Origin of the sequence: Parasphingorhabdus sp. (assembly GCF_048269915.1) — a bacterium.
Taxonomy (GTDB): domain Bacteria; phylum Pseudomonadota; class Alphaproteobacteria; order Sphingomonadales; family Sphingomonadaceae; genus Parasphingorhabdus.
The window spans coordinates 53,272-72,916 of sequence record NZ_JBLWTY010000006.1 but is presented as its reverse complement, the minus strand read 5'-3'; the positions used below and the strand labels follow the sequence as shown (position 1 = coordinate 72,916).

General features: G+C 56.0%; 16 protein-coding genes. 12 read left to right on the top strand and 4 right to left on the bottom strand.

Going from position 1 to position 19,645, the window contains the following annotated elements:
- The first annotated feature begins 102 nt into the window (after nucleotides 1–102).
- The 3 genes from ACN0WX_RS13145 to ftsH all read left to right on the top strand — a co-directional run bounded on the left by ACN0WX_RS13145 (nucleotide 103) and on the right by ftsH (nucleotide 4,034).
- Nucleotides 103–957 carry a hypothetical protein gene (locus ACN0WX_RS13145; RefSeq protein WP_417622792.1) on the top strand — a complete coding sequence of 285 codons (855 nt, stop codon included), beginning with the start codon at nucleotides 103–105 and terminating at the stop codon, nucleotides 955–957.
- Nucleotides 958–960: 3 nt separating this feature from the next.
- A complete protein-coding gene (gene tilS, locus ACN0WX_RS13140) occupies nucleotides 961–1,914 on the top strand; it encodes a tRNA lysidine(34) synthetase TilS (protein ID WP_417622791.1) in 954 nt (317 codons plus the stop codon).
- 167 nt (nucleotides 1,915–2,081) lie between these two features.
- Nucleotides 2,082–4,034 (top strand): ATP-dependent zinc metalloprotease FtsH, encoded by a 1,953-nt coding sequence (gene ftsH / locus ACN0WX_RS13135; protein WP_417622790.1) that lies wholly within the window; start codon nucleotides 2,082–2,084, stop codon nucleotides 4,032–4,034.
- Between the two features lie 118 nt (nucleotides 4,035–4,152).
- Here the strand turns inward: ftsH and rpoZ are convergent, their stop codons facing one another.
- Complete coding sequence (rpoZ, locus tag ACN0WX_RS13130; RefSeq protein WP_417622789.1) at nucleotides 4,153–4,500, bottom strand: DNA-directed RNA polymerase subunit omega; 348 nt, start codon at nucleotides 4,498–4,500, stop codon at nucleotides 4,153–4,155.
- Nucleotides 4,501–4,662: 162 nt separating this feature from the next.
- On the opposite strand from rpoZ, the gene ACN0WX_RS13125 reads away from it, so the two are divergent.
- Together ACN0WX_RS13125 and ACN0WX_RS13120 are read left to right on the top strand one after the other, a co-directional pair.
- Entirely contained in the window at nucleotides 4,663–5,859 is a 1,197-nt protein-coding gene (locus ACN0WX_RS13125; protein ID WP_417622788.1) for a phospholipase D-like domain-containing protein, read from the top strand.
- Between the two features lie 160 nt (nucleotides 5,860–6,019).
- On the top strand, nucleotides 6,020–7,111 hold the full coding sequence (locus ACN0WX_RS13120; RefSeq protein ID WP_417622787.1) for a serine hydrolase: 1,092 nt from the start codon (nucleotides 6,020–6,022) through the stop codon (nucleotides 7,109–7,111).
- A gap of 2 nt (nucleotides 7,112–7,113) precedes the next feature.
- Here ACN0WX_RS13120 and ACN0WX_RS13115 read toward each other — a convergent pair whose 3' ends face one another.
- Together ACN0WX_RS13115 and ACN0WX_RS13110 are read right to left on the bottom strand one after the other, a co-directional pair.
- A complete protein-coding gene (locus tag ACN0WX_RS13115) occupies nucleotides 7,114–7,314 on the bottom strand; it encodes a hypothetical protein (protein ID WP_417622786.1) in 201 nt (66 codons plus the stop codon).
- 90 nt (nucleotides 7,315–7,404) lie between these two features.
- Nucleotides 7,405–7,761 (bottom strand): hypothetical protein, encoded by a 357-nt coding sequence (locus ACN0WX_RS13110; protein WP_417622785.1) that lies wholly within the window; start codon nucleotides 7,759–7,761, stop codon nucleotides 7,405–7,407.
- A gap of 233 nt (nucleotides 7,762–7,994) precedes the next feature.
- Between ACN0WX_RS13110 and ACN0WX_RS13105 the strand changes: the two genes are divergently transcribed.
- The 5 genes from ACN0WX_RS13105 (at nucleotide 7,995) to ACN0WX_RS13085 (ending at nucleotide 14,807) form a co-directional block, all read left to right on the top strand.
- Nucleotides 7,995–9,014 carry an ArsR/SmtB family transcription factor gene (locus tag ACN0WX_RS13105; protein ID WP_417622784.1) on the top strand — a complete coding sequence of 340 codons (1,020 nt, stop codon included), beginning with the start codon at nucleotides 7,995–7,997 and terminating at the stop codon, nucleotides 9,012–9,014.
- Entirely contained in the window at nucleotides 9,011–9,967 is a 957-nt protein-coding gene (metF, locus tag ACN0WX_RS13100; RefSeq protein WP_417622783.1) for a methylenetetrahydrofolate reductase, read from the top strand. Before ACN0WX_RS13105 ends, metF begins: the two co-directional genes overlap by 4 nt.
- On the top strand, nucleotides 9,964–11,013 hold the full coding sequence (locus tag ACN0WX_RS13095) for a homocysteine S-methyltransferase family protein (RefSeq protein WP_417622782.1): 1,050 nt from the start codon (nucleotides 9,964–9,966) through the stop codon (nucleotides 11,011–11,013). Before metF ends, ACN0WX_RS13095 begins: the two co-directional genes overlap by 4 nt.
- A gap of 100 nt (nucleotides 11,014–11,113) precedes the next feature.
- Nucleotides 11,114–13,729, top strand: coding sequence for a methionine synthase (gene metH / locus ACN0WX_RS13090; RefSeq protein WP_417622781.1), 2,616 nt, complete (start codon nucleotides 11,114–11,116; stop codon nucleotides 13,727–13,729).
- Nucleotides 13,730–13,862: 133 nt separating this feature from the next.
- Complete coding sequence (locus ACN0WX_RS13085) at nucleotides 13,863–14,807, top strand: right-handed parallel beta-helix repeat-containing protein (protein ID WP_417622780.1); 945 nt, start codon at nucleotides 13,863–13,865, stop codon at nucleotides 14,805–14,807.
- 16 nt (nucleotides 14,808–14,823) lie between these two features.
- On the opposite strand, the gene ACN0WX_RS13080 is transcribed toward ACN0WX_RS13085, so the two are convergent.
- A complete protein-coding gene (locus ACN0WX_RS13080) occupies nucleotides 14,824–16,497 on the bottom strand; it encodes an alkaline phosphatase family protein (RefSeq protein ID WP_417622779.1) in 1,674 nt (557 codons plus the stop codon).
- An 84-nt stretch (nucleotides 16,498–16,581) separates the two neighbouring features.
- On the opposite strand from ACN0WX_RS13080, the gene ACN0WX_RS13075 reads away from it, so the two are divergent.
- Entirely contained in the window at nucleotides 16,582–18,699 is a 2,118-nt protein-coding gene (locus ACN0WX_RS13075; RefSeq protein WP_417622778.1) for a protein-disulfide reductase DsbD family protein, read from the top strand.
- Between the two features lie 13 nt (nucleotides 18,700–18,712).
- On the top strand, nucleotides 18,713–19,327 hold the full coding sequence (locus ACN0WX_RS13070; RefSeq protein WP_417622777.1) for a redoxin domain-containing protein: 615 nt from the start codon (nucleotides 18,713–18,715) through the stop codon (nucleotides 19,325–19,327).
- Nucleotides 19,328–19,645 lie beyond the last annotated feature (318 nt).

Genomic DNA, 19,645 nt, shown 5'->3' with positions numbered 1-19,645 from the left:
ACAGGGCAGTGCGCTACGGAATTGCGCCGACCGAGGGGTAGTTTTTCTTTACTTTTCAGCGTAGTATATGGTTAATATGCGCCAAAACCAGCGGAGACTTCGATGAAGAGATTCGGTATCACAATCCTGCTCACCAGCTTGCTCATCAGTGCGCCAGCTGCGGCCCAGAACGCAAATGTAGACAAACGTGTCGAACGGCTCGAGCAGGAGATACGTGCAATTCAGCGCAAGGTTTTCCCTGGTGGTTCGACCCGCTATTTCGAGCCTGAAATCACCGCTGAAAGTGCCCCCTCTTCATCCGCAAACGCGAACACGACATCGGCGGTTACGGACCTTATCGCGCGGGTCGATGCGCTAGAGAACAGCTTGGCAAACCTCACCGGCCAGGTCGAGGAAAATGGCTTTCGACTGAAAAAAATTGAAGATCGGTTGGCAGCCACGGATATGCCCGCTGCTGGTCCGACGAGCGCAAACTCTTCCGGTTCCGAACCAAAAACGGTGACAGAGGCTGCACCCGATCCGGAACGGGTTGTAGGGGTAGCCGCGATCGTGAAGCCGGATACGGGGGATAGCGGGGAAGATGCGTATATTTATGGGTATCGGCTGTGGGACGCAAAATTCTATCCCGAAGCACAAGCACAATTAAAAAAAATGGCAGAGGATGAGCCTGGTCACCGCCGCGCCAGCTTCGCCCAGAATTTACTGGGCCGCGCCTATCTTGACGATGGGAAGCCGGCACTAGCTTCGGTCGCTCTCTACGAAAATTACCAGAAGAGACCACGCGGAGAGCGTGCACCCGACAGCCTCTATTTTCTGAGCACGGCGCTGGTCCAACTGGGCAAAAAAGCAGATGCCTGCCGGGTTCTGGCAGAATTGCAGGATGTCTATCCAGAGGCTGCTAGTGGTCGGCTCGCTGATCGGGTGACGTCAGGCAAGGCCGCCGCCAACTGCAAGTAGATCATGGACAATGAAAGCGCCTCGCTGAACCAACGGTTTGTAGAAGCTCTTGTCCGGCTTATTCCCCGGTTTGAAACCACCGATGAGAAACTGGGTTTGGCGGTTTCCGGTGGTCCCGACAGTATGGCTTTGCTGCTGCTAGCCTACAAAAACTTTCCAGGGCGCATTGCCGCTGCAACGGTTGATCATGGTCTGCGTCCGGCCTCCCGGACTGAAGCGGAATTTGTCGCCTCAATTTGCCGCGAACGTGGCATCCCGCACGATATTCTGCGACCTGTTGTTCCGATCCGCGGCAGTATTCAGAGTGCCGCCCGGCGCGCGCGCTATGGATTGCTGCAAGACTGGATGAAGGATAATCATCTCCACTGGCTGGCGACGGCACATCATGCGGACGATCAACTCGAGACGATGATCATGCGCATATTGCGCGGAAGCGGTATTGACGGCATGTCGGGCATAAGGGCGAAGCGAGCCAACATCATTCGGCCTTTGCTCCATTTTCGAAAAACTGAACTTGAATCCTATGTCGCCGACGCGGGCATTGAAGCGGTCGACGATCCTTCCAACAAAGATCAGGGCTTTGATCGTGTCCGGGTGCGCAATACGCTCAGGGATCTGGAAGGGTTTGACATTGCTCTTGCCAGCCAGAGCGCCGATGCATTGGGCGCGGCACGCGAGGCCATTGAATGGGTCGTCGATCTGCTTGGCGAAGAACATATCCGGGTGACGGATAGCGGGTGCATCCTGGTCAAGACCGATTTTCCACACGAGATTCAGCGACGTCTGTTGCTCAAATGCCTGCATATTTGCAAACCCGCACTTTCTCCGCGCGGCAGTCAGATCGACCAGACGATCATCGCGCTGAAACAGGGTGATACCGTTACTCTCGGGGATATTTTGTGCCGCAGCGATGGGGCGTGGTCTTTTCAAGCGGCTCCAGAACGCAGAAATATATAGATTTTCTGAATCATCCCGACCCAGAACCGCGCCGATCACACTGATCGGTAAAAACATTGCCCTCCATATTGTTATCCGCTGCAAAAGGACTATCTTTGTAGGAGTGTAAAAATCGCGGATTGATGCCCATCGCCCGCGACAACAATGATTACAGGACGAGATGCGTAATGAATGACGAACAGGATCCCAAAGACAATCCCTGGATGAAGAGTATGTTCATCTGGGCTGGCGTCATCGTTGCGCTTTTGCTTACCGTGTCGATGTTTGGTGCAGGTGCTGCAAATGATGCAGGGTCAGGCATCAGCTATTCGTCCTTCCGCAACAAGGTTGAAGAGGGCAGCGTCAAAAGCGTCGCCATCTCACCGGACCAGATCACCGGCGAATTCACCAACGGTGACAAATTTTCCACCACGCCGGTTGGCAGCGATCCGTCGCTGGTCAACCTGCTGGATGAAAAAGGCGTTGAATATAGTGGCAAGCCACAGGAGCAGGCCAGCATCTGGCAGATCATTCTCGTGCAGTCCCTGCCCTTCCTGCTAATTCTCGGCATCGCCTTTTTCGTGCTGCGCCAGATGCAGAAAGGCAGTGGTTCCGGAGCCATGGGTTTCGGCAAGTCGAAGGCTAAAATGCTCACCGAAAAGCAAGGCAAGGTTACGTTTCAGGACGTCGCCGGTATCGATGAGGCCCGCGAAGAGCTGGAAGAAATTGTCGAATTTCTGAAAAATCCCGGTCGCTTTGCCAAGCTTGGTGGCCAGATCCCCAAGGGCGCATTGCTTGTCGGTTCGCCCGGTACCGGTAAAACGCTACTGGCCCGTGCTATCGCAGGCGAAGCAGGCGTGCCGTTTTTCACCATTTCCGGTTCCGACTTTGTCGAAATGTTCGTCGGCGTCGGCGCGAGCCGGGTCCGCGACATGTTCGAACAGGCCAAGAAAAATGCGCCTTGCATTGTCTTCATTGACGAAATTGATGCCGTCGGACGCCATCGCGGCGCTGGCCTCGGCAATGGCAATGACGAACGCGAACAGACGCTGAACCAGTTATTGGTAGAAATGGACGGTTTTGAAGCGAATGAAGGCATTATCATCATCGCCGCAACCAACCGGCCTGACGTCCTTGACCCTGCCCTGCTCCGGCCCGGACGTTTTGACCGTCAGGTCGTCGTGCCCCGCCCTGATATCGAAGGCCGGGAGAAAATTCTTGAAGTCCATATGAAGAAAGTGCCGCTGGCTCCGGACGTCGATTCCCGGACCATTGCGCGCGGTACGCCCGGTTTTTCCGGTGCCGATCTGGCCAACCTCGTCAATGAGGCGGCGCTGATGGCCGCCCGTCGCGGCAAGCGGATGGTCGCGATGAGCGAGTTTGAGGATGCCAAGGACAAGGTCATGATGGGTACCGAACGCAAGTCCATGGTGATGACCGAGGACGAAAAGAAGATGACCGCCTATCATGAAGCCGGCCATGCTATTGTATCGATCCATGAACCGTCGTCTGATCCCATCCACAAGGCGACGATCATTCCCCGTGGCCGCGCCCTTGGCATGGTCATGCGCCTGCCCGAGCGCGACAATTACAGCTATCATCGGGACAAAATGCACGCCAATCTGGCAGTGTCCATGGGTGGCCGTGTCGCCGAGGAAATCATCTTTGGCTATGATAAGGTATCCTCCGGTGCTTCCGGCGACATCCAGTATGCGACCAAACTCGCGCGCGACATGGTCACCCAGTGGGGCATGTCCGACGAGATGGGGCCGCTGCAATATGAAGAGGAACAGGGCGAAACCTTTCTCGGCTATTCGCAGTCCCAGCGCGTTCATATGTCCGACGAAACAGCGAAAAAGATCGATCTGGAAATTCGCAAGTTGATTGATGACAGCTATGACCGGGCAAAGGATTTGCTGACAACGCATGAGGATCAACTTCATGCGCTTGCCAATGCGCTGCTCGAATATGAAACCCTGTCGGGCGAAGAAATTGACGAATTGATCAAGACTGGAAAATTCTCGCGGCCAGATGGCGATGTCGTCAAACCGGCAGCCATTCCCGCCGGTGGCACGTCGATCCCGAAAGCGGGACGGAAGAAAAAAGGCCCGTTTGGCGATCCCAAGCCGCAGGGCGCTTGATCGGCACCGAGGCGTTTTGAGACACAAAGAATTAAGACGCAAAGAAAAGGCCGCTCGGGAACAACCCGGCGGCCTTTTCTTTGTGTCTTAAAATTTCCTGCGCCGTAACGCGATCCGCTTAGCGGCGTCCATAATCTCCGGCAACTCCGGCGCTGCGCGGTGGTGCAGCGGCGGTCAGGCGAAGGGCTTCTGCCGACTGGCTGATCGAACCGATTTCGTCCGGTGTATCATCATCATCGATGAGAACCTTCTGCAGCGACTGGATCAGGCTTTCTTCCAGATCCTTCGGCTTGACGGTTTCCTCTGCGATTTCGCGCAGCGCGACAACCGGGTTTTTATCGCGGTCGCGGTCTACAGTCAGCTCTGCGCCGCCGGAAATCTCGCGGGCACGCTGGGCAGCAAACAATACCAGATCAAACCGGTTTGTGACTTTATCAACGCAATCTTCAACCGTAACGCGAGCCATAAGGCGCTCCTGATTCTGCAAACTTTTGGAAAAGAGGCCTGCATTTAGGGATATGGGCGAGATTTGTCAACAAAACTGGAGCCGCGCAAACATTGCCAGACAATCTAATGGTTTGTCGGTAAGCCGATCATAATCTATGCCAACGCCATGCCAATCCCTCCCATGAACATTCGACTATTGGAACCCGATGCACCGCAATGGTCATATGTCGGCGGCAACCGCCTGAGGCTTGTCCGCACCGCAGCTGAACGGCTCGCTGGACTGGTCGACATGCTTGAAGGGGCAGAAAAAAGCCTCAAACTATTCTTCTATATGTTCGAGGATGACCGCATTGGTCAGATGATCATGGACATTTTGATTGCAGCCTGTGCACGTGGCGTAGCCGTCGAAATGATGGTCGACAGCTTCGGATCAAACCGTACGCCGCGAAAATTCTTTGACCAACTGCTGCTCGCAGGGGGCAAATTCAAGTTTTTCAGCCCGCGCTTTTCAACCAGCTACTTCGTACGCAATCATCAGAAAATGATTATCGCCGATGACCGCAGCGCCTTGATCGGCGGCTTCAATATCGCCGAACCATATTTCAATCTTCATCAGCGGGACAAGGATGGCGCCCAGATCGACGATAGCTGGGAGGATCTCGGGCTCGAAATTGAAGGACCGGAGGTTCAGAAGCTGGTCGATTATTTTCGTCTGTTGTCCCACTGGGTCTATCAGGACAATGGCAATCTGCGGTCGCTTCAGCGGATGGTGCGGCACTGGGAGTCGGGCAACGGCCAGTTTCGCTGGCTGCTTGGCGGGCCGAGCAATCGCCTGAGCCGCTGGGCAGCCGCTATCAAGAACGATCTTGAAAACGGCTGCAAGCTTGATCTGGTCACCGCCTATTTTTCACCGGGCCAAGGGCTTTTGCGGCGGATTGGCCGATTGTCAAAACGGGGCGGCGAGAGCCGGATCATCTTGCCCGGCAAAACGGACAATGCTGCAACGATTGGGGCCAGTCGGTTGCTATACGGATATCTGCTGAAGCGACACACTCGCATTTTCGAATATCAACCCAAGCTACTTCACACAAAATTGGTGATCGTCGATGATGCCGTTTACGTCGGGTCCGCAAATTTCGATCTGCGCAGCCTGTTTATCAATGTCGAAATGATGCTGCGGATTGAAGATGCGAATTTTGCCAATCACGCGCGCGCGGTGTTCGGCATATTATATGAAAAAGCCGAGCCTATCACCCCAAAATTGCACAAATCCCGGCGTACTTTTCTCAACCGCCTGCGCTGGACTCTATCCTATTTTGTGGTGAACACGCTCGACTATAGCGTTGCGCGGCGGATCAATTTTGGCATCAAAGAATAAGTGCGGTCTGGTCTCGAATACTCTGACCTGGGCACGGGCATCAACAATCTGCCGCAGCAGGAGAATCGTTCACCGCAATCCGCAATTATGGCTCTGTTCAGAAAATACCGCTTAGTTACAAGAGCCCATGGACTATCCAACAGGAAATGATCGACCGCGCATGATTCCAATTCGGCCATTATTGACTTTGCTGCTGACGGCGACGCTGGCAGCTTGTGTGTCCGCGCCTAACCGGCCGGCAGGCAACAGCCCCACCAATATCCCGCCGACCTATCAAAATCGTTCACCATCGTCCCTGCCTCGCGCCGATCAATCTCGTGAACGCCCGAACCCCGCGCTTGTCCGAGAGATCGCTGATCTCTGGCGAAGTTTCCCGGGAAAAACCGGGATTGCTGTCAAACGGATTGATGGTGATTGGGAATTTGGCCACCGGATCGACGAATATTTTCCCCAGCAGAGCGTTTCAAAGCTTTGGGTCGCCATGACGCTGCTCGACAAGGTTGACCAGGGCCGGGCATCATTGTCCGACTCCATCCGCATTGGCAAAGAAGATTTGACGGTGTTCCACCAACCCATGGCGGTTGAAGTGGAACGCGAGGGCGCGGTTGTGAAATCCGTCTATACTCTGCTCGAAAAAGCTCTCGCGAGTAGCGACAATACGGCCAATGATGCTCTGTTGCGCCATGCGGGTGGGCCAGATGCCGTCCGCCGGTTCATTGATAAAAACACGCTCGGAAAAATCCGTTTTGGTCCGGGCGAGCGATTGTTGCAAAGCGGTATCGCCGGCATGGAATGGAAACAAAATCTGTCCTATCGGCGGACGTTCTACGCGGCTCGCGCGAAAATACCGGTCGAGCAACGCCAACAGGCGCTCAACGCCTATCTGGCCGATCCTGTTGACGGGGCCAGTCCATTAGCGATTGCCCGTGCGCTCGATAAACTGGCCCGGGGCGAGCTGCTGTCAGAAAATTCCACCCGCTTATTGCAATCCATATTGAAACGCACACGGAGCGGTCCGAACCGCTTGAAGGCTGGCGTTCCTGCGGGCTGGGAATTCCTGCATAAAACCGGTACCGGGCAAGTGCTTGGTTCAGTCGCGACCGGATATAATGATATCGGCATCATGACTGCGCCGGACGGGACGCGTTACGCGGTGGTTGTGATGCTCGGTGACACGACGGCTTCTATCCCTGAACGCATGCGCCTTATGCAGGCGGTAACCCGTGCCGTCGGCCGCTACCACACCAACTAAGACTATTCGCCTTCATCAGGGACGGTTTTAGCGTCATCATTCGCGAGCGATTCAGGCGCCGCATTGCGTTCATCCAGCATTTTTGCCGCTTCATCCAGTGCCTTGGCTTCTCCAACGGTAACGCCACCAGGTCCCGGATCATTCTGTGCAGGGCCGCACGCCGCCAAGCTTGCTAATATTAAAATGATGAAGAAACTTCTCATTGGCTCTCCTTAATGCCAATCGAGCCGAGGCCAAAGACAAAAAAAAGGGCCGCCAGGAGGCAGCCCTTTTTCTTTAAAATGCCTAAAGCCTTACTCGACTGCTTTTTTCGCAGCGTCTGCAGCTTTGTCTACTGCGCTCTTGGCAGCATCTTTAGCAGCATCTTTAGCAGCGGCAGCAGCATCCTTAGCGGATTCACCAGCAGCAACTGCAGCTTCGCCAGCGGCGTCAGCAGCAGCACCAGCTTCGGCGGTTGCATCGGCAGCAGCTTCGCCCATGGCGTCTGCGGTGCCTTCAGCAGCATCCATAGCATCAGCAGCGGCTTCTTCAGCGGTTGCTTCTGTGCCTTCTACTGCTTCTTCTGCGCCAGCTTCAGCATTGTCTGCGCCAGAACATGCGGCCAGGCCGAGTGCAGCAGCCAGAACGATTGATGTGGTAACTTTTTTCATTGGGATAACCCTTTATTTTATTCCTCAAAAACCAAGCAGGATGAGAGTTTTCTAGCTCCACCAACCTGCGGACAATTCTTTAGCGATTTGGCGAAACGAACGCAACGAAGAACCTGTTCAGCTATTTTCACTATTGTAAATTCTGCCCTGTTAATCATGGCAAACAAAAGCCAACCCCATAAGATCAAGCCAATTGACCAGATATAAAGATTTCTTTATATAACCATCCAACCATGGACCATATCTTGAACATTTTTAGAGCACTCGCCGATCCTACGCGGCTCCGAATCGTGCTGTTGCTGCAAAAAATGGAATTGGCGGTAGGCGAGCTCGCGCAGATTTTGGATCAAAGTCAGCCCCGTATTTCACGGCACATAAGAATATTGGACGAAGCTGGATTAGCGGAACGCCGAAAGGAAGGCAGCTGGGTTTTCCTGAAACCCGGGCCGGCATCCGAACTAGAAATATTGGGCCGTATTTTCCGTTCGGACAAGGTCGCAAAGTCCGAACAGGCCATGCAAGATCAAGCCCAGCTTTCATTAGTCCGCAAAGCACGCGCGGATATGGCGGAACGATATTTTTCGGCGCATGCTGAAGAATGGGATGCGATCCGGTCCCTCCATTTGCCCGAAGAAGAGGTCGAGCGGGCAATGCTTGCCTTGCTGCGGGACACACAGCTCGGAAATATGCTGGACGTCGGCACCGGCACCGGGCGAATGGTAGAGCTTTTTGGACCATCGGCCCAATCCGTCATTGCGCTCGATAAAAGCCCGGAAATGCTGCGGCTGGCTCGGGCAAAATTGCTTGAGAGCGAAACCGAGAACGGATCAAAGCTCATAAAAAAAACGGAATTGAAACAGGGCGACTTCAACCAGTTACCCGTGGCCGATGGTGCGGTGGACAGTATCATTGTCCACCAGGTTTTGCATTATGCACAACATCCCGAAGCGGTATTGGCTGAATTATCCAGGGTTTTGAAGCCCGGCGGAACCGTCCTGATTGCGGATTTTGCCGCGCATGATCGCGAAGACCTGCGCAGCGAACATGCTCATGCGCGCCTTGGCTTCAGCGATGACAGCATGAAGCGATGGCTTGCCGCCGCAAAGCTTCCCCTGATACAGACAAGGACGCTTGATGGTGGCGAACTGACCGTCAAAATCTGGGTAGCACGGAAATCGACGATACCCAGCCTGCACCCGAATGCCGGCAATCTGGCTTCCGATATTGAAAATTTGAAAAGAGCAACAGCATGACCAATCCCACACGGCCAATGGCATTTAGCGAGCTGGAAGAAGCCAAACGGGCACTGGATGTCCCTCTGTTTGCCGGACTGAGCGGGGATGCCGATGTCTCGTTTGAATTTTTTCCGCCCAAGTCGGAAAAGATGGAAAAAACATTGTGGGATAGCGTTGTCACGCTCGAACCGCTCAATCCACGATTTGTTTCGGTGACCTATGGTGCCGGTGGCACGACCCGTGAGCGCACCCACAGCACAGTCTCGAGGATCGCCAAGGAAACCAATATTCCGGCTGCAGCCCACCTGACCTGCGTCGATGCGAGCAAAGATGAAATTGCGGAAGTTGCGCGATCTTATTGGGATGCTGGTGTTCGGCATATTGTCGCGTTGCGCGGTGACCCGCCCGCAGAGGGGAGCACTTTTGAGCCCCATCCACAGGGATATGCCAGCGCGGCGGATCTGGTTAAAGGGCTGAAAGATATCGCGCCGTTTGAAATATCTGTCGCAGCCTATCCGGAGACCCATCCCGAAGCCGATTGTCCGCAAAGTGATCTGGACAATCTCAAGCGCAAACTCGATGCTGGGGCGAGCCGTGCCATCACCCAATTTTTCTTCACCGCCGAAGCTTTTTTCCGTTTTCGTGACGCGGCGGCAGCAGCGGGAATAGACGCCGAACTTGTTCCGGGCATATTGCCGGTTTCCAATGTCGCCCAGACGCGCAAATTCGCTGGCATGTGCGGTGCTGAAATCCCGATCTGGATGAATGACCTGTTTGAAGGTCTCGACGACCATCCCGCAGCACGACAATTGATCGCCGCCACGGTGGCGGCGGAACTCTGCCGCAAGCTTTATGCGGGCGGAGTGCGCCAATTTCATTTTTACACGCTCAACCGGGCAGAACTCAGCTACGCCATTTGCCATTTGCTCGGCAAGCGGCCCGCCAGTAGGCGACAGGAGAAAGCGGCATGACCAACGCACGCGAACAATTACAGAAACTGGCAGCAGAACGTATATTGGTATTCGATGGCGGCTATGGCACGGCGATCCAGAACTACGGGCTGGGCGAACGGGACTATCGCGGCAATCTGGAACTGACCGATGACCAGAAGGGCAATAATGATCTGCTCAGCCTCACCCGGCCGGATATTATAGAGGCCATTCACACCGCCTATCTCGAAGCCGGTGCTGATATTGTGGAAACCAATACGTTCAGCTCTACCGAAATCAGCCAGGCCGATTATGGCTGCGAACATCTGGTGCGTGATCTGAACGTCAAATCGGCAGAAATCGCGCGAGCAGCCTGCGACAAGGCCGAAGCCAGGGATGGCCGGCCGCGCTTTGTTGCCGGGTCCGTCGGTCCGACCAACAAGACGCTGTCGCTGTCGCCCGACGTCAATGATCCGGGCTTCCGGGAGATTGAATATGATTATCTTAAGGGCGTCTACCGCGCGCAATGCGATGCGTTGATCGACGGCGGGGTCGACTTTCTCTTGATCGAGACGATTTTCGATACGCTCAACGCCAAATGCGCCGGCATGGCTGCTATGGAAGCCGCCGAAGCGAGCGGGCGGGACGTACCGCTGATGATATCGATGACCCTGACCGACCTGTCCGGCCGCAACCTGTCGGGTCATACGGTCGAGGCCTTCTGGCATGCGGTGCGGCATCTGAAACCACTCACTATCGGACTGAACTGCTCCTTCGGTGCCGACCAGCTCCGCCCGCATCTGGCGATGCTGTCAAAAGAGGCGGACTGCCTGATCATGGCTTATCCCAATGCCGGCCTGCCCAATGATCTGGGCGAATATGATGAACTGCCGGAAGAAACAGCGGAACTGATCGGCGACTGGTTGAAGGATGGCCTGGTCAATATTGTCGGCGGGTGCTGTGGCACCACGCCTGCGCATATTGCAGCCATTGCCAAGGCCGTGGCAGGAAAAGAACCTCGCAAGATACCAACAATCTCTGTTCGCACCCGCCTCTCCGGACTGGAGCCGTTCACCATGGCGGCTTGAACAATCGGAAAACCCGGCGTCGCGCATCGCCGTAACGCAGATAGAATAGAATATATGTCTCCCGGCATCGCCCAAAACGATCGGACGAAATAACCTTCTCATGACCACATCATCTTCCACCAATTTCGTCAACATTGGCGAACGCACCAATGTTACCGGTTCTGCGCGATTCAAGAAGCTCATCCTAAACGATGACTATGAAGCCGCAGTCGAAGTCGCTCGCCAGCAGGTCGAAAACGGCGCGCAGGTGATCGATATCAATATGGATGAGGGCCTGCTTGACGCCGAACATGCGATGACCACCTTTCTAAAGCTGATCTCAGCCGAACCCGATATCGCGCGCGTACCGGTGATGATCGACAGCAGCAAATGGTCGGTGATCGAAGCCGGCCTGAAATGCGTATCGGGCAAGCCGATCGTCAACAGTATCTCGATGAAGGAAGGCGAAGAGGAATTCATCAAACATGCCCGCAAATGCATGGCTTATGGTGCCGCTGTGGTCGTCATGGCATTTGATGAAACCGGACAGGCCGATACCAAAGACCGCAAGGTCGAAATTTGCGAGCGGGCCTACAAGCTGCTGACCGGCATCGGCTTTCCCCCCGAAGACATTATCTTTGATCCCAACGTCTTCGCCGTGGCAACCGGCATTGAAGAACATCGCCGCTATGGCCTCGATTTTATCGAGGCCACGCGCGAGATCAAGGCACGCTGCCCGCATGTCCATATTTCCGGCGGCCTGTCCAACCTGTCGTTCAGTTTCCGCGGCAACGAGCCGGTACGCCGGGCCATGCACAGCGTCTTTCTCTATCATGCGATCCCGGCGGGCATGGACATGGCGATCGTCAACGCCGGGCAGCTGGACATCTACGACGATATCGACCCTGAACTGCGCGAGCATTGCGAGGATGTCGTGCTCGACCGGCGCGATGACGCTACCGACCGGCTGATCACCCTTGCCGAGAAATTCCGCGGCACCGATGCGGTGGCGGAAAAAGCGGCGGCGGAATGGCGCGGCTATGAGGTACACAAACGTCTCGAACACGCGCTGGTCAAAGGCATAGACGCGCATATCATCGAGGATACCGAGGAAATGCGGCTGGCGGTTCAGGATCGCAAGGGGCGTCCGATCGAGGTCATCGAAGGTCCGTTGATGGACGGCATGAACGTCGTCGGCGATCTTTTCGGTTCGGGCAAGATGTTCCTGCCGCAGGTGGTCAAATCCGCGCGCGTCATGAAAAAGGCGGTCGCCCATCTTTTCCCCTATATCGAGGCCGAGAAGGATGAAAATGCCAAGGGCAAGGGCAAGATCATCATGGCCACGGTCAAGGGCGACGTACACGATATCGGCAAGAATATTGTCGGCGTCGTGCTGCAGTGTAACGGCTTCGAGGTCATCGATCTCGGCGTGATGGTGGCATGGACGGATATCCTGAAAGCCGCCAACGAAAATGACGCGGATATTATCGGCCTGTCCGGTCTCATCACACCGTCGCTCGACGAGATGGTCACCGTCGCGGAAGAAATGGAGCGGGCCAAGATGCAGATGCCGCTGCTGATCGGCGGCGCGACCACCTCCAAAACCCACACTGCGCTGCGCATCGAACCAGCCTATACTGGCCCGACCATCCATGTGCTTGATGCCAGCCGTGCCGTCGGCGTGGCCTCCCAGCTTGTCAGCGACACACAGGCGACCGGATTTGTCGCCAAGACGCGGGAAGAATATGAGCAGGTGCGAATCGCACGCGCGGGCAAGACGGGCAAAAAGCTGGCAACGCTGGAACAAGCCCGCGCCAATGCCGCGCAGGTCGACATGAGCCTCAAGGCCTCTGCACCAGCGAAACCCGGGCTGCATGTGTATGATGACTGGGACCTCGCCGAACTGCGCAAATATATCGACTGGACGCCGTTTTTCCGCGCCTGGGAACTGGCCGGCAATTATCCCGCCATCCTGACCGACAAGGTCGTCGGCGAAAGCGCCAGCGACCTGTTTCGCGATGCCCAGGCTATGCTCGACAAGATCATCGAGGAGAAATGGCTGACGGCGAAAGGCGTGGCTGGCCTCTGGCGCGCCCGGCGGGATGGCGACGACATATTGGTCGCACCGCAAAATGAGGAAGTCACCTTGCCGATGTTGCGCCAGCAGGTGGTCAAGCGCGGTGGACGATCCAACAACTGCCTTGCCGATTTCATCGATACGGCCGACGACTGGATGGGCGGCTTCGCGGTCACCACCGGCCATGGCATTGACGAACATGTCCAGCGGTTCGAGGCCGACAAGGATGACTATAACAGCATTTTGCTAAAAGCACTGGCCGACCGGCTCGCCGAAGCCTTTGCCGAACGTATGCACGAACATGTTCGCAAAGATCTGTGGGGTTACGCAGCCGATGAACATTTGAGCAACAAGGAGCTGATTCATGAAAAATATCAGGGTATCCGCCCCGCTCCCGGCTATCCGGCCTGTCCGGACCATAGCCTTAAACCGATTCTGTTCGAGATGCTGGATGCAACCGCAAACACGGGTATCGAGCTGACCAGTAGTTTTGCGATGACTCCAACAGCCGCGGTTTCCGGCTTCTACTTCGCCCATCCACAGGCTGACTATTTCGGCGTGGCGCGGATCAGCGAAGAGCAAGTCGAAGAATATGCCACAAGGCGCGGCGCGTCGGTCGATCAGGCACGGCAGTGGTTACGGCCCAATCTCAATGAGTAAGCCTGCAAAATTAACCCTTTAACCTCTCTCGCTCAGCCTGAATTCATCTGGGACAGGCTAGGCTATTGCATTGTTTGACTGTGCGGCTGGCGATATGGAAGCTACCGTGTTTTCTCGATTCAGGATGACCGAGATGAAGCCTAAAGCCTTTTTAATTGCCGCCGTCATAGTCTCGAACACCGTTGGCGCCGCTGCCCAAGCCCAGCGCGAAGACCCCTTTTTGGTGATAGAAACCGGAAAATCCTATTCGCGGCTAGCCGACGCAGTCGATGCCGTTGGCGGCAATAATGCAACGATTGTCATCGCACCAGGCACCTATGGGGATTGCGCAGTCCAGAAAGCCGGGCGCATCACCTATAAAGCGTCTATACCGGGTCAAACAGTCTTCAATGGCGGTGTCTGCGAAGGCAAGGCCAGCCTCGTCCTGCGTGGAAAAGCGGCAACGATCGACGGGATTATTTTTCAAAACCAGCGCGTTCCCGATGGCAATGGTGCCGGTATCCGGATTGAACGGGGTGACCTCTATGTTTACAACGCTATGTTCCGCAACGCTGAACAAGGCATATTAAGCGCCGATGATTCCACCGCAGATATTGTCATCGACCGGTCGACCTTTCAGCGATTGGGCCGCTGCGATCGAGGCCTGTCCTGCGCGCATAGCATTTATATCGGCGATTTTGGATCGTTAAAGGTGACCAACAGCCGCTTCGAGAAGGGCAACGGCGGACATTATGTCAAAAGCCGGGCGCCCCGCGCGACCATCAACAACAACAGCTTTGACGACACGCAGGGTCGCGCGACCAATTACATGATTGATCTCCCGGCCGGTGCAACCGGGGTGATCAGCGGCAATGTCTTTGTCCAGGGCAAAAACAAGGAAAACTGGAGCGCCTTCATCGCCATCGCGGCTGAAGACAGAGACCATAGCTCGGCAGGCCTCAACATCCATTCCAACAGCGCGTCGCTAGCGAAGGGGGTGCAACGCAAGACCTGGTTCGTCGCCGACTGGAGCGGCGATCAGCTGCGGATTGCGAACAACAGCCTCGGGCACGGCTTGACCCGCTATCAGCGGCGCTAGTCCAGCCGCCCCTGATTCATTCGCAGCTATTCGCCGGACCACCGTCGATATCAAGACATTTGCCGTCGGTTTCTCCCGTCGGGATTTCCACGCCGATAAGCGCACCCAGAGTCGGGGCAATATCGACTGTCATCACGGTCATAGGCTGTTCAAAATGCTGCATACCGGCCCGCCAGAACAGGATCGGGACGCGGCGGTCATAATCCCACGGACTGCCATGGGTTGCGACATAGCCGCGCGCGGTTGAGGCAATTGGTGTGACCGCCTTTTTGAGCAGAACGATAAAATCGCCCGACCGGTCCGGATTGAAGGAGGCTCTGGCCCGCTGCGCCAAAGTCCAGGACTCCGGCGACCCGCTGGGCACCGAAATCGCCAAAAGCTCATCATGATCAAACACCGCTTCGACCTGAGGATGAGCAGCAATCAGCGCGATGGCACTATTTTTGACTTGCTCGCGCTGCTTTTCGGAGAGGTCGAGGCTGACATAATAGTCGCCAAATGGTCCATCTGCGTAGAGCACAGGTTTGTCGCCCGGCATATTCAGGCTTTCGGCGACCGTCTTGCCGATTGTCTTCGCATTGAGATCGGGATCGATCCGCTGTGCCGTGGGGACACCCTGCAGGCTCATCCGCTCCGGCAGGTCGAGACCGCCATGATCTGCGGTCAGCATGACGACATAATCAATGCCTTCACCATCCAGTACATCAAAAAACTCTCCGAGCGAGCGATCCAGCTCGCTCATCTGGATACACATTTCGAGACCTTCTGTGCCAAAGGCATGACCGATATAATCGGTTGCCGACAGTCCGATCGACAATATATCTGTCGCCTCGCCTTGCCCCAGTGCAAGATCCTTCACCAAAATCGTCGCCGCCGCTATAATCGAACCGTCAAAGTCCGGAGAACCGCGGTAAATGCTCGCCGCACCGTCGGGGCGCTGGAACGCGTAGTCACCGACGGACTGGCCATCGCCGTGCATGATTTTGGCGCTGTGCGCAACGCATTGGGCCGGCGTGGCATAAGCCGGGCGTGCCGTGTCGATTTTTGCCGCGATTGCTTCGTTGAGCGCAACCACAGAAGGCAATGTCTTGCGACCCTCTGCGGTGGCAAAACCCTTGCCTTTCCACCAATATATCTCGTCGACGGCCTTGCCGCCCATCATCAGGGCTGCCCGATCCTTGCCAGCGACAGCGACATTGCGGGATTTCGGCGAGATTTTCTTGAGTCGTTCGCCCAGCGTCGGCACCAGCAAATGCCAGGCCGAGGCGATATATTCCCCTTGCGTAGCGGCGGTAATGTCACCAAAACTGGTGCCTGCAACCCGCTCGTCTTCTGCACAATAGACGGTTTTGTCGTCGCGCTTGATCGAAAGATCTATCCAGTTGTTGCCAATGATCCCGGCGCGCCCGGAATGTACACCGGTCATGATCGTGCTGTGACCGGGGCAGGTTTCCGTTGCCGCATGCGACTGATAGCCGGACGGAAACACCACGCCATCTGCCAAGCGTTTCATGCCGCCAGTATAGCTACTGCGATACTCACTGAAGAGGTTGGCGGAAAACTGGTCAACCGATATGGCGACAACGAGCTTCGGACTGTCCATCTCCTCTGCCGTGTGATGTTCGGCATTTGCGGTTCCGGAAAATGTGATAAGCGCGGTAAGAGCTGTAACTAGGGTCGGTTTTTGCACGAATGATCCTCACTGATGTAAGCGGCTATAGAAAGCAGGCCGCCAATAGCCTAAATGCGGATAAACAGGAAATGGTGAGTTTTTATGACATTTGATTTTCGCATTTTCGCGATATTGCTGGCATTTGTGACATTGGCCTTTGCTCCGGCCGCAGAGGCACAGAACCGGCTGGGCAATACAGAATTAAATGTACCCGCGACTCTGGTTGCGGAATCGCAGCAGGTAAAAGCCGGGCAAAGTGTGACGCTCGCCTTCGTCATGGAGCCGAAACCGACCTGGCACGGCTATTGGGAAAATCCCGGTGATGCGGGTATCGGCATGAGCTTTGACTGGACCTTGCCTGCTGGCGTGACTGCCAAAAAAGCGCGGTTCCCGGTCCCAGACACCCTGCTGATCTCCGGTATCATGAATTATGTCTACAAGGGCGACTATGCGATTCTTGTCGATCTGGACCTGTCCGACAAGGTCGCGCCCGGACCGCTGCCGATTTCGGTGAAATCGGAATGGCTGTCCTGCACCGACGAGATTTGTGTGCCCGAACAGGACGAACTGTCAATCACGCTACAGGTCGTCGGAGAGGAAACGGCGACTTCCCGGGACGCACGCTTCAACGGCTTTCGCGCGGCACAGCCCCGACCGCTCGGCAGCGATGCAAGTTTTGCCGTCGGCGACGGCCTGTTCCGCCTTTCGATTCCGCTGCCGGCGAATATAGAACTGGAAGAGCCTTATTTCTTTGTCCTTGAAGACGGCATTGTCGACTATGCTGCGCCGCAAAAATTCAGCCGCGATGGTGACCGCCTGATCCTCGAAACCGGCGCGCGCGGGGATGGCTTGGAAACGATCACCGGCATATTGAAAATCGGTCAGCATATGGGGCTATCGTTGACGGCAACGAAAGGCGAAGTCGCCATGACAGGCGTGCCCCTCGCCAACGGGGGTGCAACGAACGAGGCCAGCAGTTCGCTGCTGTTCGTCGCACTCGGCGGTGCCATATTGGGCGGCCTGCTACTCAATTTAATGCCCTGCGTCTTCCCCATCCTCAGTCTGAAAGCCATCAGTCTGGCCAAAGCCGGCGGCAATGAATCTGTCGTGCGGCGTGATGCCCTCGCCTATACCGCCGGGGTCGTTATTGTGGCGACCGTGCTCGGCGCGATCCTGCTCGGTCTGCGGGCCAGCGGCGCAGCGGTCGGCTGGGCCTTCCAGCTGCAGGACCCGCGGATCATCTTTGTCCTGCTCGCGCTGGTGACCGCAATCGGCCTAAATCTGGCTGGCCTGTTCGAGCTGCCCAATTTCACGATTGGCAACAAACTGGCCCAGAAAGATGGCGCTGCCGGGTCCTTCTGGACCGGCGCGCTGGCCGCTTTCGTCGCTACGCCCTGTACCGGACCGTTCATGGCCGCCGCTCTGGGGGCCACGATCGTCCTGCCGCCTGTCGCGGCTTTGATAATTTTCGCCGGACTCGGCGTCGGTCTTGCCTTGCCCTTTTTGCTCATCGCTTTCATTCCGGCGATCCGCAACCGCCTGCCAAAGCCCGGCCCCTGGCTGGACAGTTTTCGCAAGGTCATGGCGATCCCGATGTTCCTCACCAGCATCGGCCTGATCTGGCTGTTGGGGCGACAGATTGGAACCGATGCGCTCGGTCTGTCACTGATCTTCCTGCTCGGCGTCGGCTTGATCCTGTGGTGGTTCGGCGCTGGGCAAATGAAAGGCGTATCGCGCGGCACGGTTGCTGTTACCGCCACGCTCGCGGCCGTCGCGGGCGGCATATTTGCGCTGCCCGGCGAAGAAGCAATGAACAGCCGGAAAACCGCCAGCGCCTCCACCGCGACACTCCCCGGCGAACCATTTAGCGAAACTCGCTTGTCGGAACTGCGCGCCTCCGGCCAGCCGGTCTTTGCCTATTTCACCGCTGACTGGTGCATCACCTGCAAGGCCAATGAAGCCGCCGCTATCCAGCGCCAGGAAACCGCCAATGCTTTCAACGCTGCCAAGGTTGCAGTCCTCGTGGGTGACTGGACGCGACCCGATCCGGCAATCAGCAAATTCCTCGAACAGCACGGCCGCGCCGGCGTTCCGCTTTATCTCTATTACGCGCCTGGAAAAGAGCCGGTCTTTCTCCCGCAGATTCTTACGGTTGGGACGTTGACCGATCTGGTAAACGGGCCAATGCAAAGCGCCAATCTTACTTTGGGAACTGAATGAAGGGAGACTTATCGTGCAGAATTTTCAAACTGTAGCCGTTGCGACGATCACCGCGATTGCATTGGCAAGTCCGCTCGCAGCCGCGCAGAAAACCGGTGCGGTTGCCCAAGACTTCAAGCTGACTGACGTGAACGGAAAGACCGTCCAACTTTCGCAGTTCCGCGGCAAGACAGTTGTGCTCGAATGGCATAACCCGGGTTGCCCCTTTGTGGCCAAACATTATGGGAGCGGCAACATGCAAGCGACCCAAAAAGCCGCGCGACAACAGGGGGCGGTCTGGCTGACGATCAATAGTGGTGCCAAGGGAAAACAGGGTCATATGACCGGCACCGAAGCCAAATCGCTGATTGCCGAACAGAATATTCAGTCGAGCAACTATCTGCTTGATACCAAAGGTCTGGTCGGCAAGGCTTACGGCGCCAAAACGACACCGCATATGTATATCATCGATGGTGCAGGAAAATTGGTATATCAGGGCGGTATTGACGACAAGCCGACGGCCAACCCCGCCGATATCAAAACCGCGCGCAATCATGTCCTGGCGGCGCTGCGTGAAATTAAATCCGGAGAAAAGATCAGTGTCGCACACTCGCGACCCTATGGCTGTTCGGTCAAATACGCATCCTGAATTTTTGAGCGATTGCAGGACTGGTGCGCAAAACTCTACTCGCGCGCCAGCCCTGCGCTCCGGGATCCGGAGGAAATGACGGTGGCAGGCTAACCCCCGCAAGCCGCTCGTCAATAAGGGCCCCGGCCCCCAATATGAAGCGAGCGGTGCTCGCTACAATCTGATGAGAGGTCAGGAAACAGAACCAATACACAACACGGTTCTGCCTCCCGCCTCTGTTCCGACAGCGTGCGACCCTATTTAAAGGCACCGCCGGTCAAACTCTTTCATCTGCCACCGTTAGCCGATGGTGATGGATACTTGCTCACATCCCGATTT

Coding starts and splice junctions, on each gene's coding strand:
- metF (WP_417622783.1), top strand. CDS start 9,011: ATGACCAATCCCACACGGCCAATGGCATTTAGCGAGCTGGAAGAAGCC.
- ACN0WX_RS13105 (WP_417622784.1), top strand. CDS start 7,995: ATGGACCATATCTTGAACATTTTTAGAGCACTCGCCGATCCTACGCGG.
- tilS (WP_417622791.1), top strand. CDS start 961: ATGGACAATGAAAGCGCCTCGCTGAACCAACGGTTTGTAGAAGCTCTT.
- ACN0WX_RS13110 (WP_417622785.1), bottom strand. CDS start 7,761: ATGAAAAAAGTTACCACATCAATCGTTCTGGCTGCTGCACTCGGCCTG.
- rpoZ (WP_417622789.1), bottom strand. CDS start 4,500: ATGGCTCGCGTTACGGTTGAAGATTGCGTTGATAAAGTCACAAACCGG.
- ACN0WX_RS13125 (WP_417622788.1), top strand. CDS start 4,663: ATGAACATTCGACTATTGGAACCCGATGCACCGCAATGGTCATATGTC.
- ACN0WX_RS13085 (WP_417622780.1), top strand. CDS start 13,863: ATGAAGCCTAAAGCCTTTTTAATTGCCGCCGTCATAGTCTCGAACACC.
- ACN0WX_RS13120 (WP_417622787.1), top strand. CDS start 6,020: ATGATTCCAATTCGGCCATTATTGACTTTGCTGCTGACGGCGACGCTG.
- ftsH (WP_417622790.1), top strand. CDS start 2,082: ATGAATGACGAACAGGATCCCAAAGACAATCCCTGGATGAAGAGTATG.
- ACN0WX_RS13115 (WP_417622786.1), bottom strand. CDS start 7,314: ATGAGAAGTTTCTTCATCATTTTAATATTAGCAAGCTTGGCGGCGTGC.
- metH (WP_417622781.1), top strand. CDS start 11,114: ATGACCACATCATCTTCCACCAATTTCGTCAACATTGGCGAACGCACC.
- ACN0WX_RS13145 (WP_417622792.1), top strand. CDS start 103: ATGAAGAGATTCGGTATCACAATCCTGCTCACCAGCTTGCTCATCAGT.
- ACN0WX_RS13075 (WP_417622778.1), top strand. CDS start 16,582: ATGACATTTGATTTTCGCATTTTCGCGATATTGCTGGCATTTGTGACA.
- ACN0WX_RS13095 (WP_417622782.1), top strand. CDS start 9,964: ATGACCAACGCACGCGAACAATTACAGAAACTGGCAGCAGAACGTATA.